At 66.8% G+C, this 17,078-nt stretch carries 16 protein-coding genes; 6 read left to right on the top strand and 10 right to left on the bottom strand.

The genetic code is table 11. The annotated features are described in order from the left end of the window. The first annotated feature begins 40 nt into the window (after positions 1–40). Positions 41–688 (top strand): glutathione S-transferase family protein, encoded by a 648-nt coding sequence (locus E4K64_RS19720; RefSeq protein ID WP_135165000.1) that lies wholly within the window; start codon positions 41–43, stop codon positions 686–688. 124 nt (positions 689–812) lie between these two features. On the opposite strand, the gene E4K64_RS40415 is transcribed toward E4K64_RS19720, so the two are convergent. The 6 genes from E4K64_RS40415 to E4K64_RS19685 form a co-directional block, all read right to left on the bottom strand. Then, the gene (locus E4K64_RS40415; RefSeq protein ID WP_167772129.1) at positions 813–977 is read right to left on the bottom strand and encodes a hypothetical protein; all 165 of its coding nucleotides are present in this window, start codon (positions 975–977) and stop codon (positions 813–815) included. 23 nt (positions 978–1,000) lie between these two features. Continuing rightward, positions 1,001–2,539 carry a hypothetical protein gene (locus tag E4K64_RS19710; RefSeq protein ID WP_135164998.1) on the bottom strand — a complete coding sequence of 513 codons (1,539 nt, stop codon included), beginning with the start codon at positions 2,537–2,539 and terminating at the stop codon, positions 1,001–1,003. A gap of 93 nt (positions 2,540–2,632) precedes the next feature. After that, entirely contained in the window at positions 2,633–3,619 is a 987-nt protein-coding gene (locus E4K64_RS19705) for a hypothetical protein (protein WP_167772128.1), read from the bottom strand. 505 nt (positions 3,620–4,124) lie between these two features. Then, the gene (locus E4K64_RS19695) at positions 4,125–4,622 is read right to left on the bottom strand and encodes a TPM domain-containing protein (RefSeq protein ID WP_135164995.1); all 498 of its coding nucleotides are present in this window, start codon (positions 4,620–4,622) and stop codon (positions 4,125–4,127) included. Between the two features lie 5 nt (positions 4,623–4,627). Continuing rightward, positions 4,628–5,551 carry a TPM domain-containing protein gene (locus E4K64_RS19690; RefSeq protein ID WP_167772127.1) on the bottom strand — a complete coding sequence of 308 codons (924 nt, stop codon included), beginning with the start codon at positions 5,549–5,551 and terminating at the stop codon, positions 4,628–4,630. A gap of 132 nt (positions 5,552–5,683) precedes the next feature. After that, positions 5,684–6,292 carry a LemA family protein gene (locus E4K64_RS19685; protein WP_061878947.1) on the bottom strand — a complete coding sequence of 203 codons (609 nt, stop codon included), beginning with the start codon at positions 6,290–6,292 and terminating at the stop codon, positions 5,684–5,686. Between the two features lie 277 nt (positions 6,293–6,569). Between E4K64_RS19685 and E4K64_RS19680 the strand changes: the two genes are divergently transcribed. Genes E4K64_RS19680 through E4K64_RS19670 form a run of 3 tightly spaced genes read left to right on the top strand, consistent with a single transcriptional unit; the run spans position 6,570 to position 9,781 of the window. Further along, positions 6,570–7,424, top strand: a complete 855-nt coding sequence (locus E4K64_RS19680) for an enoyl-CoA hydratase (protein ID WP_135164993.1) — start codon at positions 6,570–6,572, stop codon at positions 7,422–7,424. A 5-nt stretch (positions 7,425–7,429) separates the two neighbouring features. Further along, positions 7,430–8,569, top strand: a complete 1,140-nt coding sequence (locus tag E4K64_RS19675) for an acyl-CoA dehydrogenase family protein (RefSeq protein ID WP_135164992.1) — start codon at positions 7,430–7,432, stop codon at positions 8,567–8,569. A gap of 15 nt (positions 8,570–8,584) precedes the next feature. Continuing rightward, entirely contained in the window at positions 8,585–9,781 is a 1,197-nt protein-coding gene (locus tag E4K64_RS19670) for an acyl-CoA dehydrogenase family protein (RefSeq protein ID WP_135164991.1), read from the top strand. 237 nt (positions 9,782–10,018) lie between these two features. Here E4K64_RS19670 and E4K64_RS19665 read toward each other — a convergent pair whose 3' ends face one another. The 4 genes from E4K64_RS19665 to E4K64_RS19650 all read right to left on the bottom strand — a co-directional run bounded on the left by E4K64_RS19665 (position 10,019) and on the right by E4K64_RS19650 (position 15,656). Next, positions 10,019–12,343: a xanthine dehydrogenase family protein molybdopterin-binding subunit gene (locus E4K64_RS19665; protein WP_135164990.1), complete on the bottom strand. Its 2,325-nt coding sequence runs from the start codon at positions 12,341–12,343 to the stop codon at positions 10,019–10,021. Between the two features lie 126 nt (positions 12,344–12,469). Beyond that, positions 12,470–13,576: a S1C family serine protease gene (locus E4K64_RS19660; RefSeq protein WP_135164989.1), complete on the bottom strand. Its 1,107-nt coding sequence runs from the start codon at positions 13,574–13,576 to the stop codon at positions 12,470–12,472. A gap of 176 nt (positions 13,577–13,752) precedes the next feature. Next, positions 13,753–14,628 (bottom strand): dihydrodipicolinate synthase family protein, encoded by an 876-nt coding sequence (locus E4K64_RS19655; protein WP_135164988.1) that lies wholly within the window; start codon positions 14,626–14,628, stop codon positions 13,753–13,755. Between the two features lie 62 nt (positions 14,629–14,690). Next, positions 14,691–15,656, bottom strand: coding sequence for a VOC family protein (locus E4K64_RS19650; RefSeq protein ID WP_135164987.1), 966 nt, complete (start codon positions 15,654–15,656; stop codon positions 14,691–14,693). A gap of 184 nt (positions 15,657–15,840) precedes the next feature. Here E4K64_RS19650 and E4K64_RS19645 point away from each other — a divergent pair, with 184 nt between their 5' ends. Both E4K64_RS19645 and E4K64_RS19640 read left to right on the top strand, forming a co-directional pair. After that, a complete protein-coding gene (locus E4K64_RS19645) occupies positions 15,841–16,707 on the top strand; it encodes a S1C family serine protease (RefSeq protein ID WP_135164986.1) in 867 nt (288 codons plus the stop codon). Further along, a complete protein-coding gene (locus tag E4K64_RS19640; protein WP_135164985.1) occupies positions 16,704–17,075 on the top strand; it encodes a response regulator transcription factor in 372 nt (123 codons plus the stop codon). Before E4K64_RS19645 ends, E4K64_RS19640 begins: the two co-directional genes overlap by 4 nt. Positions 17,076–17,078: the final 3 nt, after the last annotated feature.

The following is a 17,078-nucleotide window of genomic DNA, read 5'->3' as shown; positions in this document are numbered from 1 at the left end:
CGGTATAATCATCGGCAAGACATCAACGTCGCGAGGTTCCATGCCCAGCTACCGCCTGCACTACTTCCCGGAATCCGGCAACAGCTACAAGCTCGCGCTGATGCTGACGCTGTGCGGCGAGAGGTTCGAGCCGGTCTGGACCGATTTTGCCGGCGGCGTCACGCGCACGACGGAATGGCGTAAGGCGGTCAACGAGATGGGCGAGATTCCCGTGCTCGAAATCGACGGCGTGAAGATGACACAGACCGCGCCGCTCCTGCTGAAACTCGCCGAGCAGTACGGCCGCTTCGGCGCGGAGACGGAGCAGGAAAAGTTCGAGCTGCTGCGCTGGCTGTTCTGGGACAACCACAAGCTCACCGGCTACATGGCGACCTATCGCTTCATGCGCGCCTTCACCGAGAAGAACGATCCCCAGGTGCTGAAGCATTTTCGCCGCCGGCTCGAGGACTTCCTCGGCATTCTCGACGGGCATCTCCGGCACAACGACTTCGCGATCGGCGCAAGGCCGACGGTCGCCGACATCTCGATGATGGCCTATCTGCATTATCCGAGCGACGAGCACGGTTTTGACTTCGCCACGAGCCATCCCGCCATCCACGCCTGGCTCGGCCGCATGGCCGCGCTGCCCGGCTGGAAGCCGGCCTATGAATTGCTGCCGGGCAAGCGGATGACGAACTACGCGAAATGAGGGGGCCAGCGCCAAGCTTCAGCGCCGTCATGGCCGGGCTTGTCCCGGCCATCCACGATCTTGGACGCGGATACGAGAACGTGGATGCCCGGGACAAGCCCGGGCATGACGAAGGAAGCGCGGCTTACCGCAGCGACAGCCAGCCGAGCGTGAACAGGATGCCGCCGACGATGACGGCCATCGCGATCGCCGAGATGCTGATGCGGGCGCTGCCGGCGACCTGCTTGGCTTCTTCGTTCTGCGCGATCTCGCGATTGCGCGCCTTGTTGGCGTTGCCCGTATCCGTCATGAATCATCCAAATCGCTTGTTGGCTAACGCGTCTTGATGAAGCACATGCCGATGCGGCGCGAGGCCGCGGCGGCCTGACAGGTGAGACCGTTAGCACAGTTCCATGACGTAAAACTCTTGTCTGGCGTTCCCGATCCCGCATCCCGCAGGGAACAATGCGCGCCCCAGCCGTCCTGATACTCGCTTCCGGCGAGCTCGCGGCTGCCGCGGGTCTGCGGCCGGCTGGCAAATCCGCGTGAGAAATCAGGACGTTTGCCCGTGGCGAAGGCGGTCAGGATATCGCGGCGACGCAGCTGGTCACCGACGAAATGCGGCGAGGCCGGCACGATGGCCGCGTTGGACGGCTTGTCGGCGAGCCAGTCGACGCCAGGGAAATGGAAGCCGCCGATGCCGCGGGTCTGGTGGCATCCTGAGCAGGTGACGTCGTTGAGACGACGCTGGAAGCCCGCGACCGAGCGGATGTTCTGCATGTCTCCGCGCGCGGCGGCCTGCTTCAGCGCGCCGACCACGTCGTCATCGGTGAAGACCGGGGCGCCGCTGCCCTCGCCTCCTTCTTCTCCTTGCAACATGCCGAACTCGGGCTGCAGCGCGGAAGCGTCGAGGCCGGCGGGCGTCGCCACCACCGCAGCCTTGGCCAGGAATCTTTCCGGGATCAGCACCGTGCCGCGATCGAATTCGCGCAGATTCTCGGGTGCGAGCAGCCAATCCCTGAAATCGCGCCGGAGCGCATCGTCGGCGAGGACGCGGTCGCGATCGATCTGGTTCTCCAGCACCGCTTCCGCGAACGTCTTCGTCGCGGCGTCGTACTTGAACACCTTGAGCAAATAGTCGGAGCGGAAATCGTGCAGCGCCGATTTCGGCGCGACGGAGATCTGGATGTTGGTCTCGATGCGCTCGAGCATGGAATCGTCGCGGCCGCCGATCAGCTCCTGCCAGTTGCCATTGTCGAGCCAGCGCCGCGCGATTTCGGCGCAGCTGATCGGCTTGCCGTTCCCGTCCGTCCGCGACGCATCCCTCGCCTTCATTATGAGATTGAACGTCATCGGCAACCGCGTCGCGACCTTGCCGCCATCGGGCCTGCTGTCGAAACGCGCCAGACGATAGATCAGCCGGATTTCTCCGCAGGACTCTTCTGACACGTAGGCGCGGTCCATACGGTTGACGATACCGGCCAGCACGAAGCGCGTGTCGGGCGACGTCAGATTGGCCCGATCGAACAGCAGCACGTCAAAACCCTCGCCGACGCCGATGGTCTCGGTCGGATACGCTGCCTTCCGCTGGGCAATGTAGCGCTCGAGCTCCGCGTCGATCGCGGGAGGAATGTCCTTGAGCTGCGGCAGCGATGCGAACAGCCGGTCGGTTGTCAGCGGACCGTCCGCCTTGCGCGCCGGCGCCAACAGGCGCGGGATCGTGAGGACGTCGCCGTCGTCGAGCTTGCGCAACAGATCGGGATCGGCGATTGCCGTGCCGCGCATCAGCTGCGCGGTCTCCGCGGCTGATGACGAGGCGGCGCCGCCAAGCAACACGACGACAGCAATGGCAATTCGCAGCGCGCGGCTCATGCCTTAGGTAACACCGCGCCGGGATGCCTATTCAAGCAAAAAGGCGCCTCACATGCTGGTGAAGCGCCTCTTCGAAAGTCGAATATCGAATGCTCAGCGCGCGACGATCAGCCCCTTGCTGGTGACGACCACCCAGCGGCCGTCCTGGCGGCGGATCGCATCGACGCGGCCGACGCCGGGGATGGGGTCGCCGGGATAGACCTCGTAGAGGCCGTCGCGGCCCTCGATCAGCGCGCCGCCATTGGCGGCGTTGCGCAGCCGCCAGCCTTCGATCGTCGGCAGACGGCCGACCTCGGGCTTGGGGGCGGCTGCCACCGGGGCCGGTGCAGCAGCGGCGGTCGCAACCTGGGTCGGCGTGACCGAGCCGGTGATATCCTTCGCGGGCGCCGGAGCTGCGGCAGCCTGCGCGGACGCGGCGGACGACGTGACGCGGAGCTTGTCGACGGCCTCCGACAGCTTTGCGATCCTGGCGAGCGGCTCGGCCTGCGCCTTCTCGAGCTTGTCGAGGCGGTCGTTGGCGCGATTGAACTGGCTGAGGCCCGTCTTCGAGCCCTGCTCGACATTGGCCTTGAGCGCGACGAGGTCGGCATCGATCCGCGCGACCGAAGCATCGAGCGCGCTGGTGTCAGTGACCTGCACCGGCGCCTGGGCGGGGCTTGCGAAATGCATCATACCGGCCGTTGCGAGCGCGCCGCTGATCGCGCCGACACCTGCTGCGATCGCCACCACCGCGGCCATTGCCGACAGGCGCCGCTTGCCGGCGGCCTCGCGCGGCTCGTCCGCCTTCACATGCGGGGCAAAATCCTCGCGGTCCCAAGAGCCATTCCACGACCGCTCCGAGGGCGCCATGACGATGAGCTTGCCGGGCTTCGGCTCGGGCTTGGTCTCGGCTTTGGCTTCGACCTTCGGCAGCTCGATCCTTGACGCTTCGATCTTTGGCGGCTCGACCGGATCCGGCTTGGGCGGCGCCTCGTGGTCGGGGGCGATCGAAGGGGCGTCGATCCCGGCAGCCTCGACAGCCTGCGGCGCGGTCGTCCCGGCATCGACGACGCTCTTATCCTGGGCAGCCTGCTCAGCCATTGGTTCGCTCACGGTTCAAATACTCCGCTCTGGATTGACCTTTTGGTAACTTTCATTGCTTGCGAGATCCTTACCTTGGGACCCGCTTACCGAAATTTTAGGAAGTTATCCGGGGCCGAATTGGGCCGGGAAGATGGAACCGGTGTGGCGGGCATGAAACAAATTGTAATCGGGGCAAAATGAACGGCGGCGGAATGACGACACGACGCGCGTGTCTCACCCGTCATCCTGAGGCGCGAGTGGCGCGGTGCGCAGCACCGCGCCGGGAGCCTCGAAGGATGAACGAGCTGCTACAGCCGGGCCGTCGCCCTTCGAGGCTCGCCGAAGTGGCGAGCACCTCAGGGTGACGGTGAGAGACTTGAGCGCGCCACCTCCACGTCGTCATTGCGAGCGCAGCGAAGCAATCCAGAATCCCTCCGCGGAAGAAGTCTGGATTGCTTCGTCGCAAGGGCTCCTCGCAATGACGGAGCAGGCAGTGCCCGCCCCTCACTCACATCACGGTTCGTCACATCACGACCGGCGCATCCGGCAGCTCGTTCGCATGCGAGGCCTGCGGCGGGAAATGCCGCGCCAATTCGCGCGACACCGCTTCGATGCCTCCGATGACGCCGCGCTCGAACTGGCCGGAGGCGAACTCCGCCTCCATGGCGCGGCAGATGCTCTCCCAGCCCGCCGCGCCCACCTTCGCGTCGATGCCGCGATCGGCGATGATCTCGACGTCGCGATCGGCGAGCAGGAGATAGATCAGGACGCCGTTGTTGTGCGCGGTGTCCCAGATGCGCAGGAGCGAGAACACGTCGAGCGCCCGCGCTCGGGCCGGCTGGTTGCGGAACAGCGGCACGCCGTCGAGCGCGCCCTCGACCACGAAGCGGACCTGGCCGGAATGGGTGGCTTCGCCGCGCTTGATCGCCTGCTCGATGCGGGCGAGGACGTCTGGCGGAAAGATCTGCTTTGCCCGCCAATGATGCTGCACGAGATGTCTGGCAATGCGCTTGATGCTCATGACCGCTACCAGCTCCCCGAGGCGCCGCCGCCGCCGAAACTGCCGCCACCGCCGCTGAAGCTGCCGCTGTCGCTGCTGCTCGAGCCGCTGCTCCAGCCGCCTCCCGACGAGCCGCTCGACCACGAGCCGCCGCGCGAGCGGCCGGTGCCCGGCGTGATCGCCGAAAACAGATCGGCGATGAAGCCGACGATGAAGCCGAGGACGCCGACGGCGGCGGCGAGCGCTGCGGAGCCGAGGATGAACCACGTCACCGCCGCAATGATGCCCCCGGTCACCAATGATCCGAGCAGCCGTCCCAGCATGGCGCGGAAGAACCCGCCGACGCCGATCGAGGCGAACAGCGCCACGGCGAAGACCGGCGCGAGATCGTCCAGATTGTGGGCGAAGTTGACGCTGCGCGAGGGGGACGGCAGCGGCTCGCCGTCGATCACCCGCATCATGCGGTCGACGCCTGCGCCGATGCCCGCGGCAAAATCGCCGCTTCTGAACTTGGGGCTGATATCCTCGTCGATGATGCGGCGCGAGGTGACGTCGGTGAGCACGCCCTCGAGGCCGTAGCCGACCTCGATGCGCAAGTGGCGGTCGTTCTTGGCGACGACGAGGATCGCGCCGTCATCGACCTTCTTGCGGCCGATCTTCCAGGCGTCCGCGACCCGGATCGAGAACTGCTCGATCGTCTCCGGCTGCGTCGTCGGTACGATCAGGACGGCGATCTGGCTGCCCTTGCGCGCCTCGAAGTCTTGCAGCTTTTGCGACAGCGAGGCGATGTCGGCGCTGGAGAGCGTGCCGGTCTGATCGACCACGCGGCCGGTGAGCTGGGGAACGGCGACGTCGGCGGAGGCTGGGAAAGCGAGGGCGAGGAGGAGTGCGATGACGAAGACGATGCGCGAGGATGCGGCCGAAGCAGCCCGCCACAACCTCGCTGTCATCGCCCGGCTTGACCGGGCGATCCAGTATTCCAGAGACGCCAGCGAAATACGGAGAAGCCGCGGCGTACTGGATTCCCCGCTTCCGCGGGGAATGACAGCGGTGGGTTGGGCGCGCATCTGTGTCGAACGCGGCTACTTCGACGGCGCTGGCGCCGGATTGAAATCCACCTTCGGCGCGGTCGAGATCGCTTTCTCGTTCTCCACCGAGAAGTTCGGCTTCTCCTTGTAGCCGAACATCATCGCGGTGAGGTTGCTCGGGAAGGAGCGGATGGTGACGTTGTAGTCCTGCACCGACTTGATGTAGCGGTTGCGCGCTACCGTGATGCGGTTCTCGGTCCCCTCCAGCTGCGACATCAAATCCTTGAACAGGGCGTCGGACTTCAGCTGCGGATAGTTTTCGGTCACGACCAGAAGTCGCGACAGCGCGCTGGAGAGTTCGCCTTGGGCTGCCTGGAACTTCTGGAAGGCGGCCGGATCGTTCAGCACCTCGGGCGTCGCCTGGATGCTGCCGACCTTGGCGCGCGCATTGGTGACGCCGAGCAGCACGTCCTTCTCCTGCTGCGCAAAGCCCTTCACCGAGTTGACGAGATTGGGCACGAGGTCGGCGCGGCGCTGATACTGGTTCACGACCTCGGACCAGGCGGACTTGATCTGCTCGTCCTCGCTCTGGATCGCGTTGTAGCCGCAATTGGTGAGGCTCAGCGAGGCCAGCGCCGCCAGCACGGTCAGGATCTTGCGCATCAAATTTCTCCCGGTGGAATCTGGCGCAAACTACCAGAACGGCTCCGCGGAGTGTCGAGATTTTTCCGTCATTCCGGGACGATGCGACGGGACCGCGCAAGCGGGACTTGGGGCATCGGACCCGGAATCTCGAGATTCCGGGTTCGCTTCGCGCCCCGGAATGACTGCGACAAGCACGTGCGCGCCCACCCCAGCCGACTGACGCAAGCCTCTTGCCTATCCCTGACCGACATAGTCAACTCTCGACAACAAGACGAAAAGCGCCAGGGGGAACGCGATGACCTCGTTCGAGACCATCCTCGTGGAGCGGCCCGAGCCGGCGATCACAAGGGTCGTGATGAACCGGCCCGAGGCGCGCAACGCGCAGAACCTGCAGATGACCTACGACCTCAACGCCGCCTTCGACGCGGCGGTGCAGGACGATGCGGTCAAGGTGATCATTCTCGCCGGCAGCGGGCCGCATTTCTCGTCCGGCCACGACCTGCGCCCCGGCGGCAAGAATGCGGCCGGCGTCGATTTCCCGCCGATCGGAAATTGGGGCGGTTTTGCCGAGCCGAACGCGCATGGCCGCTTTGCGCGCGAGCAGGAAATCTATCTCCAGATCACCCGGCGCTGGCGCAACCTCGCCAAGCCGACCATTGCCGAGGTGCACGGCAAGTGCATCGCCGGCGGGCTGATGCTGGCCTGGGCCTGCGATCTCATCGTCGCCAGCGACGATGCGCAGTTCTGCGATCCCGTCGTCACCATGGGCGTCTGCGGCGTCGAGTGGTTCGTGCACCCCTGGGAGCTGGGCCCGCGCAAGGCCAAGGAGTTCCTGTTCACCGCCGACAGCTGGAGCGCGCAGGAGGCGCACCAGCTCGGCATGGTCAATCAGGTCGTGCCGCGCAGCGAATTGTCATCGCGCGTGCTGGAGCTGGCGCGCCGGATCGCATCAAAACCGTCCTTCGCGTTGAAGATGACCAAGGAAGCCGTCAACCGCTCGGTCGACGTGATGGGACAGCCCGCCGCGATCGATCAGGCCTTTGCGCTGCATCAGCTCTGCCATGCCCACAATCTTCAGGAGTTCGGCATGATCGTCGATCCCTCCGGCCTGCATCCTTCCGTGCGCAAGCCGCCGCCGGCGGCGGAGTAGACAACATGGACCTCAATCTCAGCGACGAGCAGAAGCTGCTGCGCGACAGCGCGGAACGCTTCGTGGCCGGCAGCTACGATGCCGCTCACCGCCGCAGGATGGCGAACGATCCGCTCGGCTTCAGCCCCGCGGTGTGGAAGCAATTCGCCGAGCTTGGCTGGCTGGCGCTGCCGCTGCCCGAGGAATTCGACGGACTCGGCGGCGGCGCGGTCGAGATCGGCATCCTGATGGAGGCCTTCGGCCGCGGGCTGGTGTCGGAGCCCTATGTCGCGACCGTGGTGCTGGGCGCCGCACTGATCGCCAGATGCGGCACCCATGAGCAGAAGCAATCGAGCCTGCCCAAGGTCGCGGACGGATCACTGAAGCTCGCATTCGCGCATTCCGAGCGCGCGGCGCGGTTCGATCTCGCCATGGTCGCGACATCGGCGACCAAGACGGCGCAAGGCTGGCGTCTTTCCGGCAGCAAGATCGCGGTGCTCGACGGCCATGCCGCCGATGAGATCATCGTCTCCGCGCTCATGCACGACCATCACGGCCCTTCGGGACGGATCGGCCTGTTCGTGATGCCGGCGACCGTGCCGGGCGTCGCGATCTCCGACTACGCGCGCCTCGGCGGCGGGCGCGCCTGCAACATCGAGCTGTCCGACGCGCACCTGCCCGAAGACGCCCTGCTCGGCGACGGCCACGACGCGCTGCCGGCGATCGAATGGGCCGTCGATCGCGCCATGGCCGCACTCGGTGCGGAAGCCGTCGGCATCATGCAGACGCTGCTCGACACCACGCTCGACTACACCAAGATCCGGAAGCAATTCGGCCGGCCGCTCTCGGCCAACCAGGTCATCCGCCATCGCCTCGCCGACATGGCCATGCAGGTCGACGAGGCGCGCTCGATGGCGCTGCGCGCCGCGCTGAAGGTGGACGCCGCGCCGACCGAGCGCGCCCGGGCGGCGTCGGGCGCGAAGGCGAAGATCGGCAGATGCGCCCGCTTCGTCGGCGAGCAGTCGATCCAGCTTCACGGCGGCATGGGCGTCACCGAGGAGCTCGAGGTCGGCGCCTATTTCAAGCGCCTCGTCGCCTTCGACACGCTGTTCGGCGGCAGCGCGCATCACTATGCCCGCCACGCCGAGCTTGGCCGCAGAGCCTGACACCGGGAGAGCATCATGGACCTGTCGTTCAATGCCGAGGAGCGCGCCTTCCAGGACGAGGTGCGCGGCTTCATCGCCAGCAATCTCACCGAGGAGATGAAGCGCGCGACCGCGCTGACGCCGTCGGTGTTCTCCGATCCCGATATCGGCGTGGCCTGGCAGCGCGCGCTGCATAGGCAGGGCTGGGGCGCGCCGGGCTGGCCGGTCGAGTACGGCGGGCCGGCCTGGACGCCGGCGCAACGCTGGATTTTCGAAACCGAATGCGCGCGGGCCGGCGTGCCCAATGTCAACGTGATGGGCGTGAAGATGGTCGGGCCGGTCATCATCGGCTTCGGCAGCCCCGAGCAGAAGAACTTCTACCTGCCGCGGATTCTCTCCGGCGAGGATTATTGGTGCCAGGGCTATTCCGAGCCGGGCTCGGGCTCCGATCTTTCCTCGCTAAAGACGCGGGCGGTGCGCGACGGCGACGATTACATCATCAACGGCACCAAGATCTGGACCACGCACGCCCACCACGCCAACCGCATGTTCGCGCTGGTGCGCACCGGTGACGGGCCGCGGCAGCAGGACGGCATCAGCTTCATCCTGATCGACATGAAGACGCCGGGCATCACCACCCGTCCCATTCTCACCATCGGCGGCGACCACGAGGTCAACCAGGTGTTCTTCGACGACGTGCGCGTGCCCGTCGCCAACCGCGTCGGCGAGGAAGGCAAGGGCTGGACTTACGGCAAATATCTGCTCGAGTTCGAGCGCGGCTCCGGCATCGCTTCGGCCAAGCTGCGCGAGGGCTTGAGGGCGCTCGCGGACCTGGCCGAGTCGGACCTGACGGGACGGGCCATCGACAGCCCCGATATCGCAACGCGCATCTCCGAGGTCGAGGTCGATATCGACGCGCTGGAGATGACCGAGCTGCGCGTGCTCTCGGCGCTGCAGACCGGGCAAAACCCGGGCGCGGTGTCATCGATCCTGAAGCTGCGCAACAGCGAGATCCGCCAGGCGGTGACGCGGCTAGGGGTCGACGTGATCGGCCACGACGCTCTCGCTGTCGAGCCGATGCGCCCGCTCTACAGGCTCAACCACGAGCCGGCGATCCCTGAGGAGATGCTGACAATGGTGCCGGAATATCTCAACGGCCGCGCCTACACCATCTTCGGCGGCACCTCGGAGATCCAGCGCGACATCATCGCGAAGATGATGCTGGGGATTTGAGTCTGGCTTCACGGACCGACGCTTCGCGTGCAAACGCGCCACATCCTCCGCTGTCGTCCCGGACAAGCGTAAGCGCAGATCCGGGATCCATAACCACAGGCAGATGTGGTTACGGGGATTCGGAGTCACCAGTTCCGCGCCAAACCACGTCCTGTGGTTATGGGTCCCGGGTTCGCGCTTAGCGCGCCCCGGGACGACATTTGCGTGTGTGGTAACAGCCCGCGCGATAACCCGACGCTACCCCGCCGCCTTCGCGTCCCTGATCGCCTGCCAGATCTTCTGCGGTGTCAGCGGGGTGTTCAGCTGGGTGATGCCGAGCTCGGCGAGCGCGTCCATCACGCCGTTGGTGACGCAGGGCGGGCCGCCGATGGCGCCGGATTCGCCGCAGCCCTTGGCGCCGAGCGGATTGGTGCGGCAGGGCGCGGAATCATCCAGCGTCACCACGATCGGCGGCACGTCGTCGGCGCGCGGGATGCAATAGTCCTGATAGCTCGCGGTCAGCAGCTGGCCGTCGGCATCGTAGGACACGCCCTCATACAGCGCCTGGCCGATGCCTTGCGCGACGCCGCCATGGATCTGCCCCGTGACCAGCATCGGGTTCACCGCGACGCCGACATCGTCGACCGTGGTGTAGCGCACCACCTTGGACACACCGGTCTCGGGGTCGATCTCGACCTCGCAGATATGCGTGCCGTTCGGCCAGCTCGGGCCATCGACCTCGCCCTCGGAATCGACGCTGAGCTTGGCGCCGTTTTCCTTCTCGGCGAGATCGAACAGGCTGATGCGGCGGTCGGTGCCGACCACGGTGAGCATGCCGCCCTGATATTCGATGTCCTCGAGCGAGGTCTCCAGCACGTTGGCCGCTTTCTCGCGCGCCTTCTGGATCAGATCGTTGGAGGAGACCGCAACCGCCGTGCCGCCGACGAACAACGAGCGCGAGCCGACGCTGCCGAAACCCATGGCGAGATCGGTATCGCCCTGCACCACGTCGATCTTCTCCATGGGAATGCCGAGCGTGTCGGAGATCATCTGGGTATAGGTGGTCTGCAAGCCCTGCCCCATCGCCATGGTGCCGGAATGCAGCACGACGCGCCCCTGAGAAGTCGCGTGCAGGCTGACCTTCTCGGTGTGCGCGCGGCCACCGGTCCATTCGATGTAGGAGGTGAGCCCGCGGCCGTAGAGCAGGCCCTTCTTCTTCGCGGCCTTCTTGCGCGCGGCAAAGCCGTCCCAATCCGCAAGCTTCACGGCGCGGTCGAGCATGTGGGCGAAGGCGCCGGAATCATAGACCTGGCCGGCCGCATTGGTGTAGGGCAGCTGCGCCGGCTTGATGTAATTGGCCTTGCGGATCGCGCGCGGATCCATGCCGATTTTGCGCGCGGCGGCGTCGAAAAGGCGCTCGACGATGAACACCGCCTCGGGACGGCCGGCGCCGCGATAGGCTCCGACCGGCGCGGTGTGCGTCATCACCGACTTCACTTCGAAATGCACCAGCGGCAGATCGTAGACCCCGGTCTGCACGAACGGGCCGAGCACCAGCGGGATGATGTTCGCCGCACCCGAGGAATAGGCACCGGTGCAGCCGATCGACTTGACGCGATAGGCCAGCACCTTGCCCTTGTCGTCGAGCGCGAAGGAGGCGGTCGAGGTCAGATCGCGGCCATGGGTGCCGCCGACGAATTCGTCGGTGCGGTCGCCGCGCCAGCGGATCTTCTTGTTCAGCTTGGTCGCGGCATAGGCAACAATACCGTCTTCGGGATAGAGGTTGGTCTTCTGGCCGAAGCCGCCGCCGATGTCGCCGACCAGCACGCGGACACTGTCCTTGGGGCGCTTGAGCACGGCCTCCGCCAGCACGTCGCGGGTCGAGGCCGGCGTCTGCGACTGCACGTGCAGCAGCAGACGGCCGGTCTTCTTGTCGATCTCGGCGATGGTCGAGCGCGGCTCCATCGCGGATGGAACGAGGCGCTGGCTGACGAGATCGAGCTCGACGGTGTGCGCCGCCTTGGCGAAGGCTTCGTCGACCTTGGCGGCATCGCCGTAAGACATCGCGCTGACGATATTGTCCGGCGCCTCCGGCCACACCACGGGTGCGCCGGGCTTGACGGCCTCGACCGGATCGACCACCGCGGGCTGCACGTCGTATTCGACGACGATCGCCTCGGCCGCGCTCTGCGCCTCCACGCGCGAGGAGGCCACCACGGCAGCCACGGCCTCGCCGGCATAGCGCACGACCTCATGGGCCAGCAGCCGGCGCGGCGGCACCGTCATCGGCTTGCCGTCGGGGCGCTTGAAGATGTTCAGGGTGGGGATGGCGCCGATGTCGTCCTTGACGAGATCAGCGCCGGTGTAGATCGCGGTGACGCCGGGCATCGACGCCGCGGCGCTGGTGTCGACCGAGACGATCTTCGCGTGGGCATGCGGCGAGCGCAGCACGTGCAACCACAGCGCGCCGTCAGCCGGCTTGTCGTCGATGAATTGTCCTTTCCCGGTCAGCAGCCGCTGGTCTTCCAAACGCTTGACGGGCTGCCCCGCTCCGAAACGCAAATTGCCGGGAAGGATATTCATTCCGCTGTGTCCTCGAAATCCGCAAAAACGACCGCGGCGGTTTTAGCGGATTTTGCGGGCCAGACAACCGAGCCCCGGCACATCTGCGATGCGCGTCAGAGCCCCTTGCCGGCGCGGAATGGCCGGCTAGGACCGGTCGATATCGACAATGCCTACATTCACATCACGGCTGTCCGAGCCGCGTTTGACCGTGAGCCGGACGGTCTTCCCCGCCCCGGCCTGCTCCAACGCGTCGGTCAGGTCCGAGAGGCGCCGCACCGGCTTGCCTTCGGCCGCGGTGATGATGTCTCCGACCGCCCCTGTCGAAAAATTGACGCCGCGAATCCCCGCCCGCTCCGCCGGGCTGCCGGGGGCGATCCGCACCACAATCACCCCCTCGACGCCGAGCCGGGTGGAAACATCCTCGCCGGCGGCCACGATGCCGATGCCGGGCGTCGGCACCCGGCCGCTGCGAATGAGCTCGGGGACGATCCGGTTCACGACGTCGACCGGCACCGCAAAGCCGATGCCGGCGTTCGAGCCGGACGGCGAGATGATCGCCGTCGTGACGCCGATCAGACGGCCGGCGGAATCCAGCAGCGGCCCGCCTGAATTGCCCGGGTTGATCGCGGCATCGGTCTGGATGACGTTGGCAATCTCCCGGCCGGCATGGGTCGGAAGCCTGCGCTTGAGCGCGCTGATGATGCCAGAGGTCATCGATTGATCCAGCCCGAACGGATTGCCGATCGCAAGAGCGGATTGGCCGACCTTCAGGTCGCTCGAGCTGCCGAGCGCCACCGGCGGCGGAAGCTCGCGCGCGCTGCGGATCCGCAGCACCGCGAGATCGTAATTGGGAGCCGTGCCGACGAGGTCCACCTGCGCGACTTCTCCCGACGCAAAGCGGACGGCGATCTCGCTGCCATTGGCCACGACGTGATTGTTCGTCACGAGATGGCCCTCCCGGTCCCAGACGAAGCCCGTGCCGGACGCGCCGGCGCCGCCCTGGCCTTCCTCGCCCATGAGAGGACTGGCTGCGGACTTGGCGGCAACCTGGACGACCGAAGGCGACACGCGCTCGAAGATGTCGATGGTCGCCTTTTCGCCATCCGACAGGGGCCCACGCTGCTCGACGGCGCGCGCGGAGGGCGCCCCCCAGGGGACATAGGAGATCGGGACATGCAGGATCTTCGCGGCCGTGACGGCGAGCAGCAGGGCGGCGAAGGCTGCCGCGGCAATCGCGTAGCGACGGTTCATGGTGATCACCGTGTCTTGTGCTGAATGCGGGCTCTGAGATGCACATGCGTGGGCGACAGAGGTCGCTCACGCAGCAACGCCGCAAGAGCACGGAAGTTTCTCGCTTGGGCAGGGAGGGGCTCTTCTGGCTCCGGCTCCGGCGCCGGCGCCGGGGCATATTGCCGCGTGACGACGAGCTATGTCAGCTCCCGCAGGGCCGCCTCGACCACCTTGCGCGCTTCGGCCGTCAGCGCGGCCTGCGGCGGGACGGGATCGCCGACGTCGTAGCCCTGGATCGCGAGCCCGGCCTTGATGCAGGCTGCGAGGTTGAAGCGCGCGAAGGCTTCGTTGATGCGCCACAGCCTGCGCTGGAGCACCATCGCCTCGTCCCAGCGGCCGGCCTTGCAGAGCTCGTAGAGCGCAACGCTCTGGCGCGGGATGATGCAGGCCGGGCCCGCCATCCAGCCGACCCCGCCGATCAGCATCACCGCGGCCGGGATATGGGCGGAGGCCGAGAACACGCGCAAGGCGTCCCCGCAGCGGTTCATGATCGAGAGCAGCCGGCCGGTGTTGGTCGAGGCGTCCTTGATGTAGCCGATGCGCGGATGCGCAGCGAGGCGCGCGATGACGTCGAGGGTGAGATCGGAGCGCTGGAATTGCGGGTTGGTGTAGATGACGACGGGAATGTCGACGGCATCCGCAATGGCGCGGAAGTAGGATTCGACCTGGGCGTCAGTGAGCGGGAAATACGCTTCGAGGATCGCCAGGATGCCGTCGGCCCCACACTTCTGATAGGCTTGCGCCTGGGCCACCGCATCCGCGGTCGAGGTGGAAGCGACGCCGGCGATCACCGGCACGCGGCCCTGCGCGGCCTCGATCGTGGTCTGCACGACGGAGCTGCGTTGCGCGGCATTGAGATAGGCGAATTCGCCGGTCGAGCCCAGCGGCGTCAGGCCGTGTACGCCGGCGCCGATCAGGTCGTCACAGAGCTTTGCCAGCACGTTGGTCCGCACCGTGCCGTCGGCATCGACGGGCGAGACGAGATAGGGAAAGACGCCGTGGAATTCGGACATGTCGGTGAGGATCCCGTAGCGCTGACTGGCCTGACGGGTCTTAGCAACGCCCGCGCCGGCGATCAAACCCTGATCAGCCGCACCCGGGTGCCCCAGGGATCCACGGCCTCAAGGCCGTCCGAAAGCGCCGTGACCTTCGCGCCGCCCTTGCGCAGGCGTTCCTCCTGTGCGGCGAGAATGCCCTGCTTCGCCGTCACCAGCGAGAACCATGCAAGGCCGGTCATCTGATCATCGCGCTGGCCCGCGCCCTGGCTCTGCCAGACGTTGATGCCGAGGTGATGATGATAGCGGCCGGACGACAAGAACGCGGCGCCGCTGCGGCTGCGGGTCGGATCAAGACCGATCGCACCATGATAGAAATTGCCGGCCTGCGCGAGATCGCCGACCCGCAGATGCATGTGACCGATGCGCAAGCCCTCGGGCGCCCCGGCATAATCGGGCACACGCGGATTGGTCAGCGACAGCAGGTCGGGAATGTCAAGCTCGTCGGTCGCCATCTTGACGCTGCCTTCGCTCCATTGCCATTGCGAGGGATCGCGGTCGGCATAGACCTCGATGCCGTTGCCCTCGGGGTCGTCGAGATAGACGGACTCGCTGACGAGGTGATCGGCAAAACCCGACAGCTTCACGCGATGCGAGGCGGCGTGGACCAGCCAGCGCGCCAGGTCCTTGCGGGTCGGCATCAGGAAGGCGGTGTGGTAGAGGCCGGCGGCATTGCGCGGCTCGATTTCCGCATCGGGACGGGCCTCCAGCACCAGCAGCGCTATGCCGGCCGTGCCGAGCTTCGCGGCGGTCGCCGAACGCTCCATCACGGCAAGCCCGATCACGTCGCGGTAGTAATCCGCAACCTTGTCGAGATTCTTCACCCGCAGCGTCACCATGCCGACCCGCATCGGCGTGCGGCTGGCAAAGGTCGGCCCGCCGCCTTGAGGAACGCCCTCGGCGCGCGCCGCGGCTGCAGCCGCCATCGCGAGCGAGGTTGCGCCGGCGAGTTGCAGCAGGGTGCGGCGGGTGAGATCGATGGTCATCGGTCAGGGCTCGTTCAAAATGGTTGGGGCCATGCGGCGCAAATGTCGGCCGATTGCTACACGTTCCCGTGAGCGGGTCCCAATCACATGTTCGTCGGCCGCGCGGAGGGAAGTCCTGGCCACCCGGCCAGTTTCGCACGCGCCCGCGATATCCCAGATTGAGGACAGCTTACAGGAGCCTGCCATGACCGCCCCTACTCCCCTATCTTCCCTGTCGTCCGCCCTCGCGGACATGGTGGCGCGCACGGCGCCGTCCGTCGTCTCCGTGCATTCGCACCGCTCCCGCGCCACCGGCTTCGCCTGGAAACCCGGCCTGATCGTCACTGCCGACGAGGCACTGGCGGACGAGGGCGCGGTCGAGATCGGCCTTGCCGACGGAAGCACCGCGGCCGCCACGATCGCCGGCCGCGACCATACGACCGACATCGCGCTGCTTCGCGTCGATGCCGCCGTCGCGCCGGTCAAGCTCGCCGCGACGGTCCCGCCGCTGGGCGCCTTGTCGGTGGTGGTCGCCACCGACCGCGACACACCGAGCGCGGCGCTCGGGATGGTGTCGACCTCCGCCAGCGGCTGGCGCTCCTTGCGCGGCGGCGAGATCGATGCGCGGATCGAGCTCGACATTCGCCTGCGTGCCGCCCAGCAGGGCGGCCTCGCCCTCGATGCGTCGGGACAAGCGTTCGGGATGGCCGTGCTCGGCCCGCGGCGCGTGCTGGTAATCCCGACGGCGACGATCGAGCGCGTCGCGGCCCAGCTCGAGACGCGCGGCCGCATCGCGCGCGGGTATCTCGGCCTTGGGCTGCAGCCGGTGCGGCTCGACGACGGTGTCGGCGCGATGGTGATGAATGTCGACCAGGCCGGACCGTCTGCCGCGGCCGGCATCCGCCAGGGTGACGTGATCGTCGCGGTCAACGACCAGAAGCTGTCCGGCGTGCGCGCGCTGTTGCGCTCGCTGGGTCCTTCCAGCGTCGGCGCGGTGGTCGACGTCACGGCGCGACGCGGCGGCGAGCCGGTCAGCTTCAAGGTGACGATCGGCGAGAGGCCCGAGGCGTGAGCGAGGACAAGACGCCGCAGATCGTCCTCGCTCTGGAGATCGACGATCCCGCGCTCGCGGACCGCCTGGCGGCCTTGCTCGGCAATGTCGCCGGGCTTCGCCTTGCGGCGCCCGGCGAGCAGGCCTCGGCGACGATCGTGGCCCGCGACCCGCGTGCCATGCCCGACGACATCGCGCTGACGCAGCGCGAGCTCGACGTGCTGGCGCTGATGGCCGAGGGCGCCTCCAACAAGATGATCGCCCGCCGGCTCGGCATCTCCGTGCACACCGTCAAATTCCATGTCGGCTCGCTGCTCGACAAGCTCGATGCCACCGGCCGCACCGATGCGGTTGCGCATGCGGCGCGCCGCGGCGTGATCGAGCTGTGATGG

It is taken from the genome of Bradyrhizobium frederickii, from assembly GCF_004570865.1.
Lineage (GTDB): Bacteria > Pseudomonadota > Alphaproteobacteria > Rhizobiales > Xanthobacteraceae > Bradyrhizobium > Bradyrhizobium frederickii.
This window is presented reverse-complemented; position numbering and strand designations above follow the sequence as displayed.

What these genes read in the sequence shown, in the direction of transcription:
- E4K64_RS19720 (WP_135165000.1), top strand. Translation starts at nt 41, where the DNA reads ATGCCCAGCTACCGCCTGCACTACTTCCCGGAATCCGGCAACAGCTAC.
- E4K64_RS40415 (WP_167772129.1), bottom strand. Translation starts at nt 977, where the DNA reads ATGACGGATACGGGCAACGCCAACAAGGCGCGCAATCGCGAGATCGCG.
- E4K64_RS19710 (WP_135164998.1), bottom strand. Translation starts at nt 2,539, where the DNA reads ATGAGCCGCGCGCTGCGAATTGCCATTGCTGTCGTCGTGTTGCTTGGC.
- E4K64_RS19705 (WP_167772128.1), bottom strand. Translation starts at nt 3,619, where the DNA reads ATGGCTGAGCAGGCTGCCCAGGATAAGAGCGTCGTCGATGCCGGGACG.
- E4K64_RS19695 (WP_135164995.1), bottom strand. Translation starts at nt 4,622, where the DNA reads ATGAGCATCAAGCGCATTGCCAGACATCTCGTGCAGCATCATTGGCGG.
- E4K64_RS19690 (WP_167772127.1), bottom strand. Translation starts at nt 5,551, where the DNA reads ATGACAGCGAGGTTGTGGCGGGCTGCTTCGGCCGCATCCTCGCGCATC.
- E4K64_RS19685 (WP_061878947.1), bottom strand. Translation starts at nt 6,292, where the DNA reads ATGCGCAAGATCCTGACCGTGCTGGCGGCGCTGGCCTCGCTGAGCCTC.
- E4K64_RS19680 (WP_135164993.1), top strand. Translation starts at nt 6,570, where the DNA reads ATGACCTCGTTCGAGACCATCCTCGTGGAGCGGCCCGAGCCGGCGATC.
- E4K64_RS19675 (WP_135164992.1), top strand. Translation starts at nt 7,430, where the DNA reads ATGGACCTCAATCTCAGCGACGAGCAGAAGCTGCTGCGCGACAGCGCG.
- E4K64_RS19670 (WP_135164991.1), top strand. Translation starts at nt 8,585, where the DNA reads ATGGACCTGTCGTTCAATGCCGAGGAGCGCGCCTTCCAGGACGAGGTG.
- E4K64_RS19665 (WP_135164990.1), bottom strand. Translation starts at nt 12,343, where the DNA reads ATGAATATCCTTCCCGGCAATTTGCGTTTCGGAGCGGGGCAGCCCGTC.
- E4K64_RS19660 (WP_135164989.1), bottom strand. Translation starts at nt 13,576, where the DNA reads ATGAACCGTCGCTACGCGATTGCCGCGGCAGCCTTCGCCGCCCTGCTG.
- E4K64_RS19655 (WP_135164988.1), bottom strand. Translation starts at nt 14,628, where the DNA reads ATGTCCGAATTCCACGGCGTCTTTCCCTATCTCGTCTCGCCCGTCGAT.
- E4K64_RS19650 (WP_135164987.1), bottom strand. Translation starts at nt 15,656, where the DNA reads ATGACCATCGATCTCACCCGCCGCACCCTGCTGCAACTCGCCGGCGCA.
- E4K64_RS19645 (WP_135164986.1), top strand. Translation starts at nt 15,841, where the DNA reads ATGACCGCCCCTACTCCCCTATCTTCCCTGTCGTCCGCCCTCGCGGAC.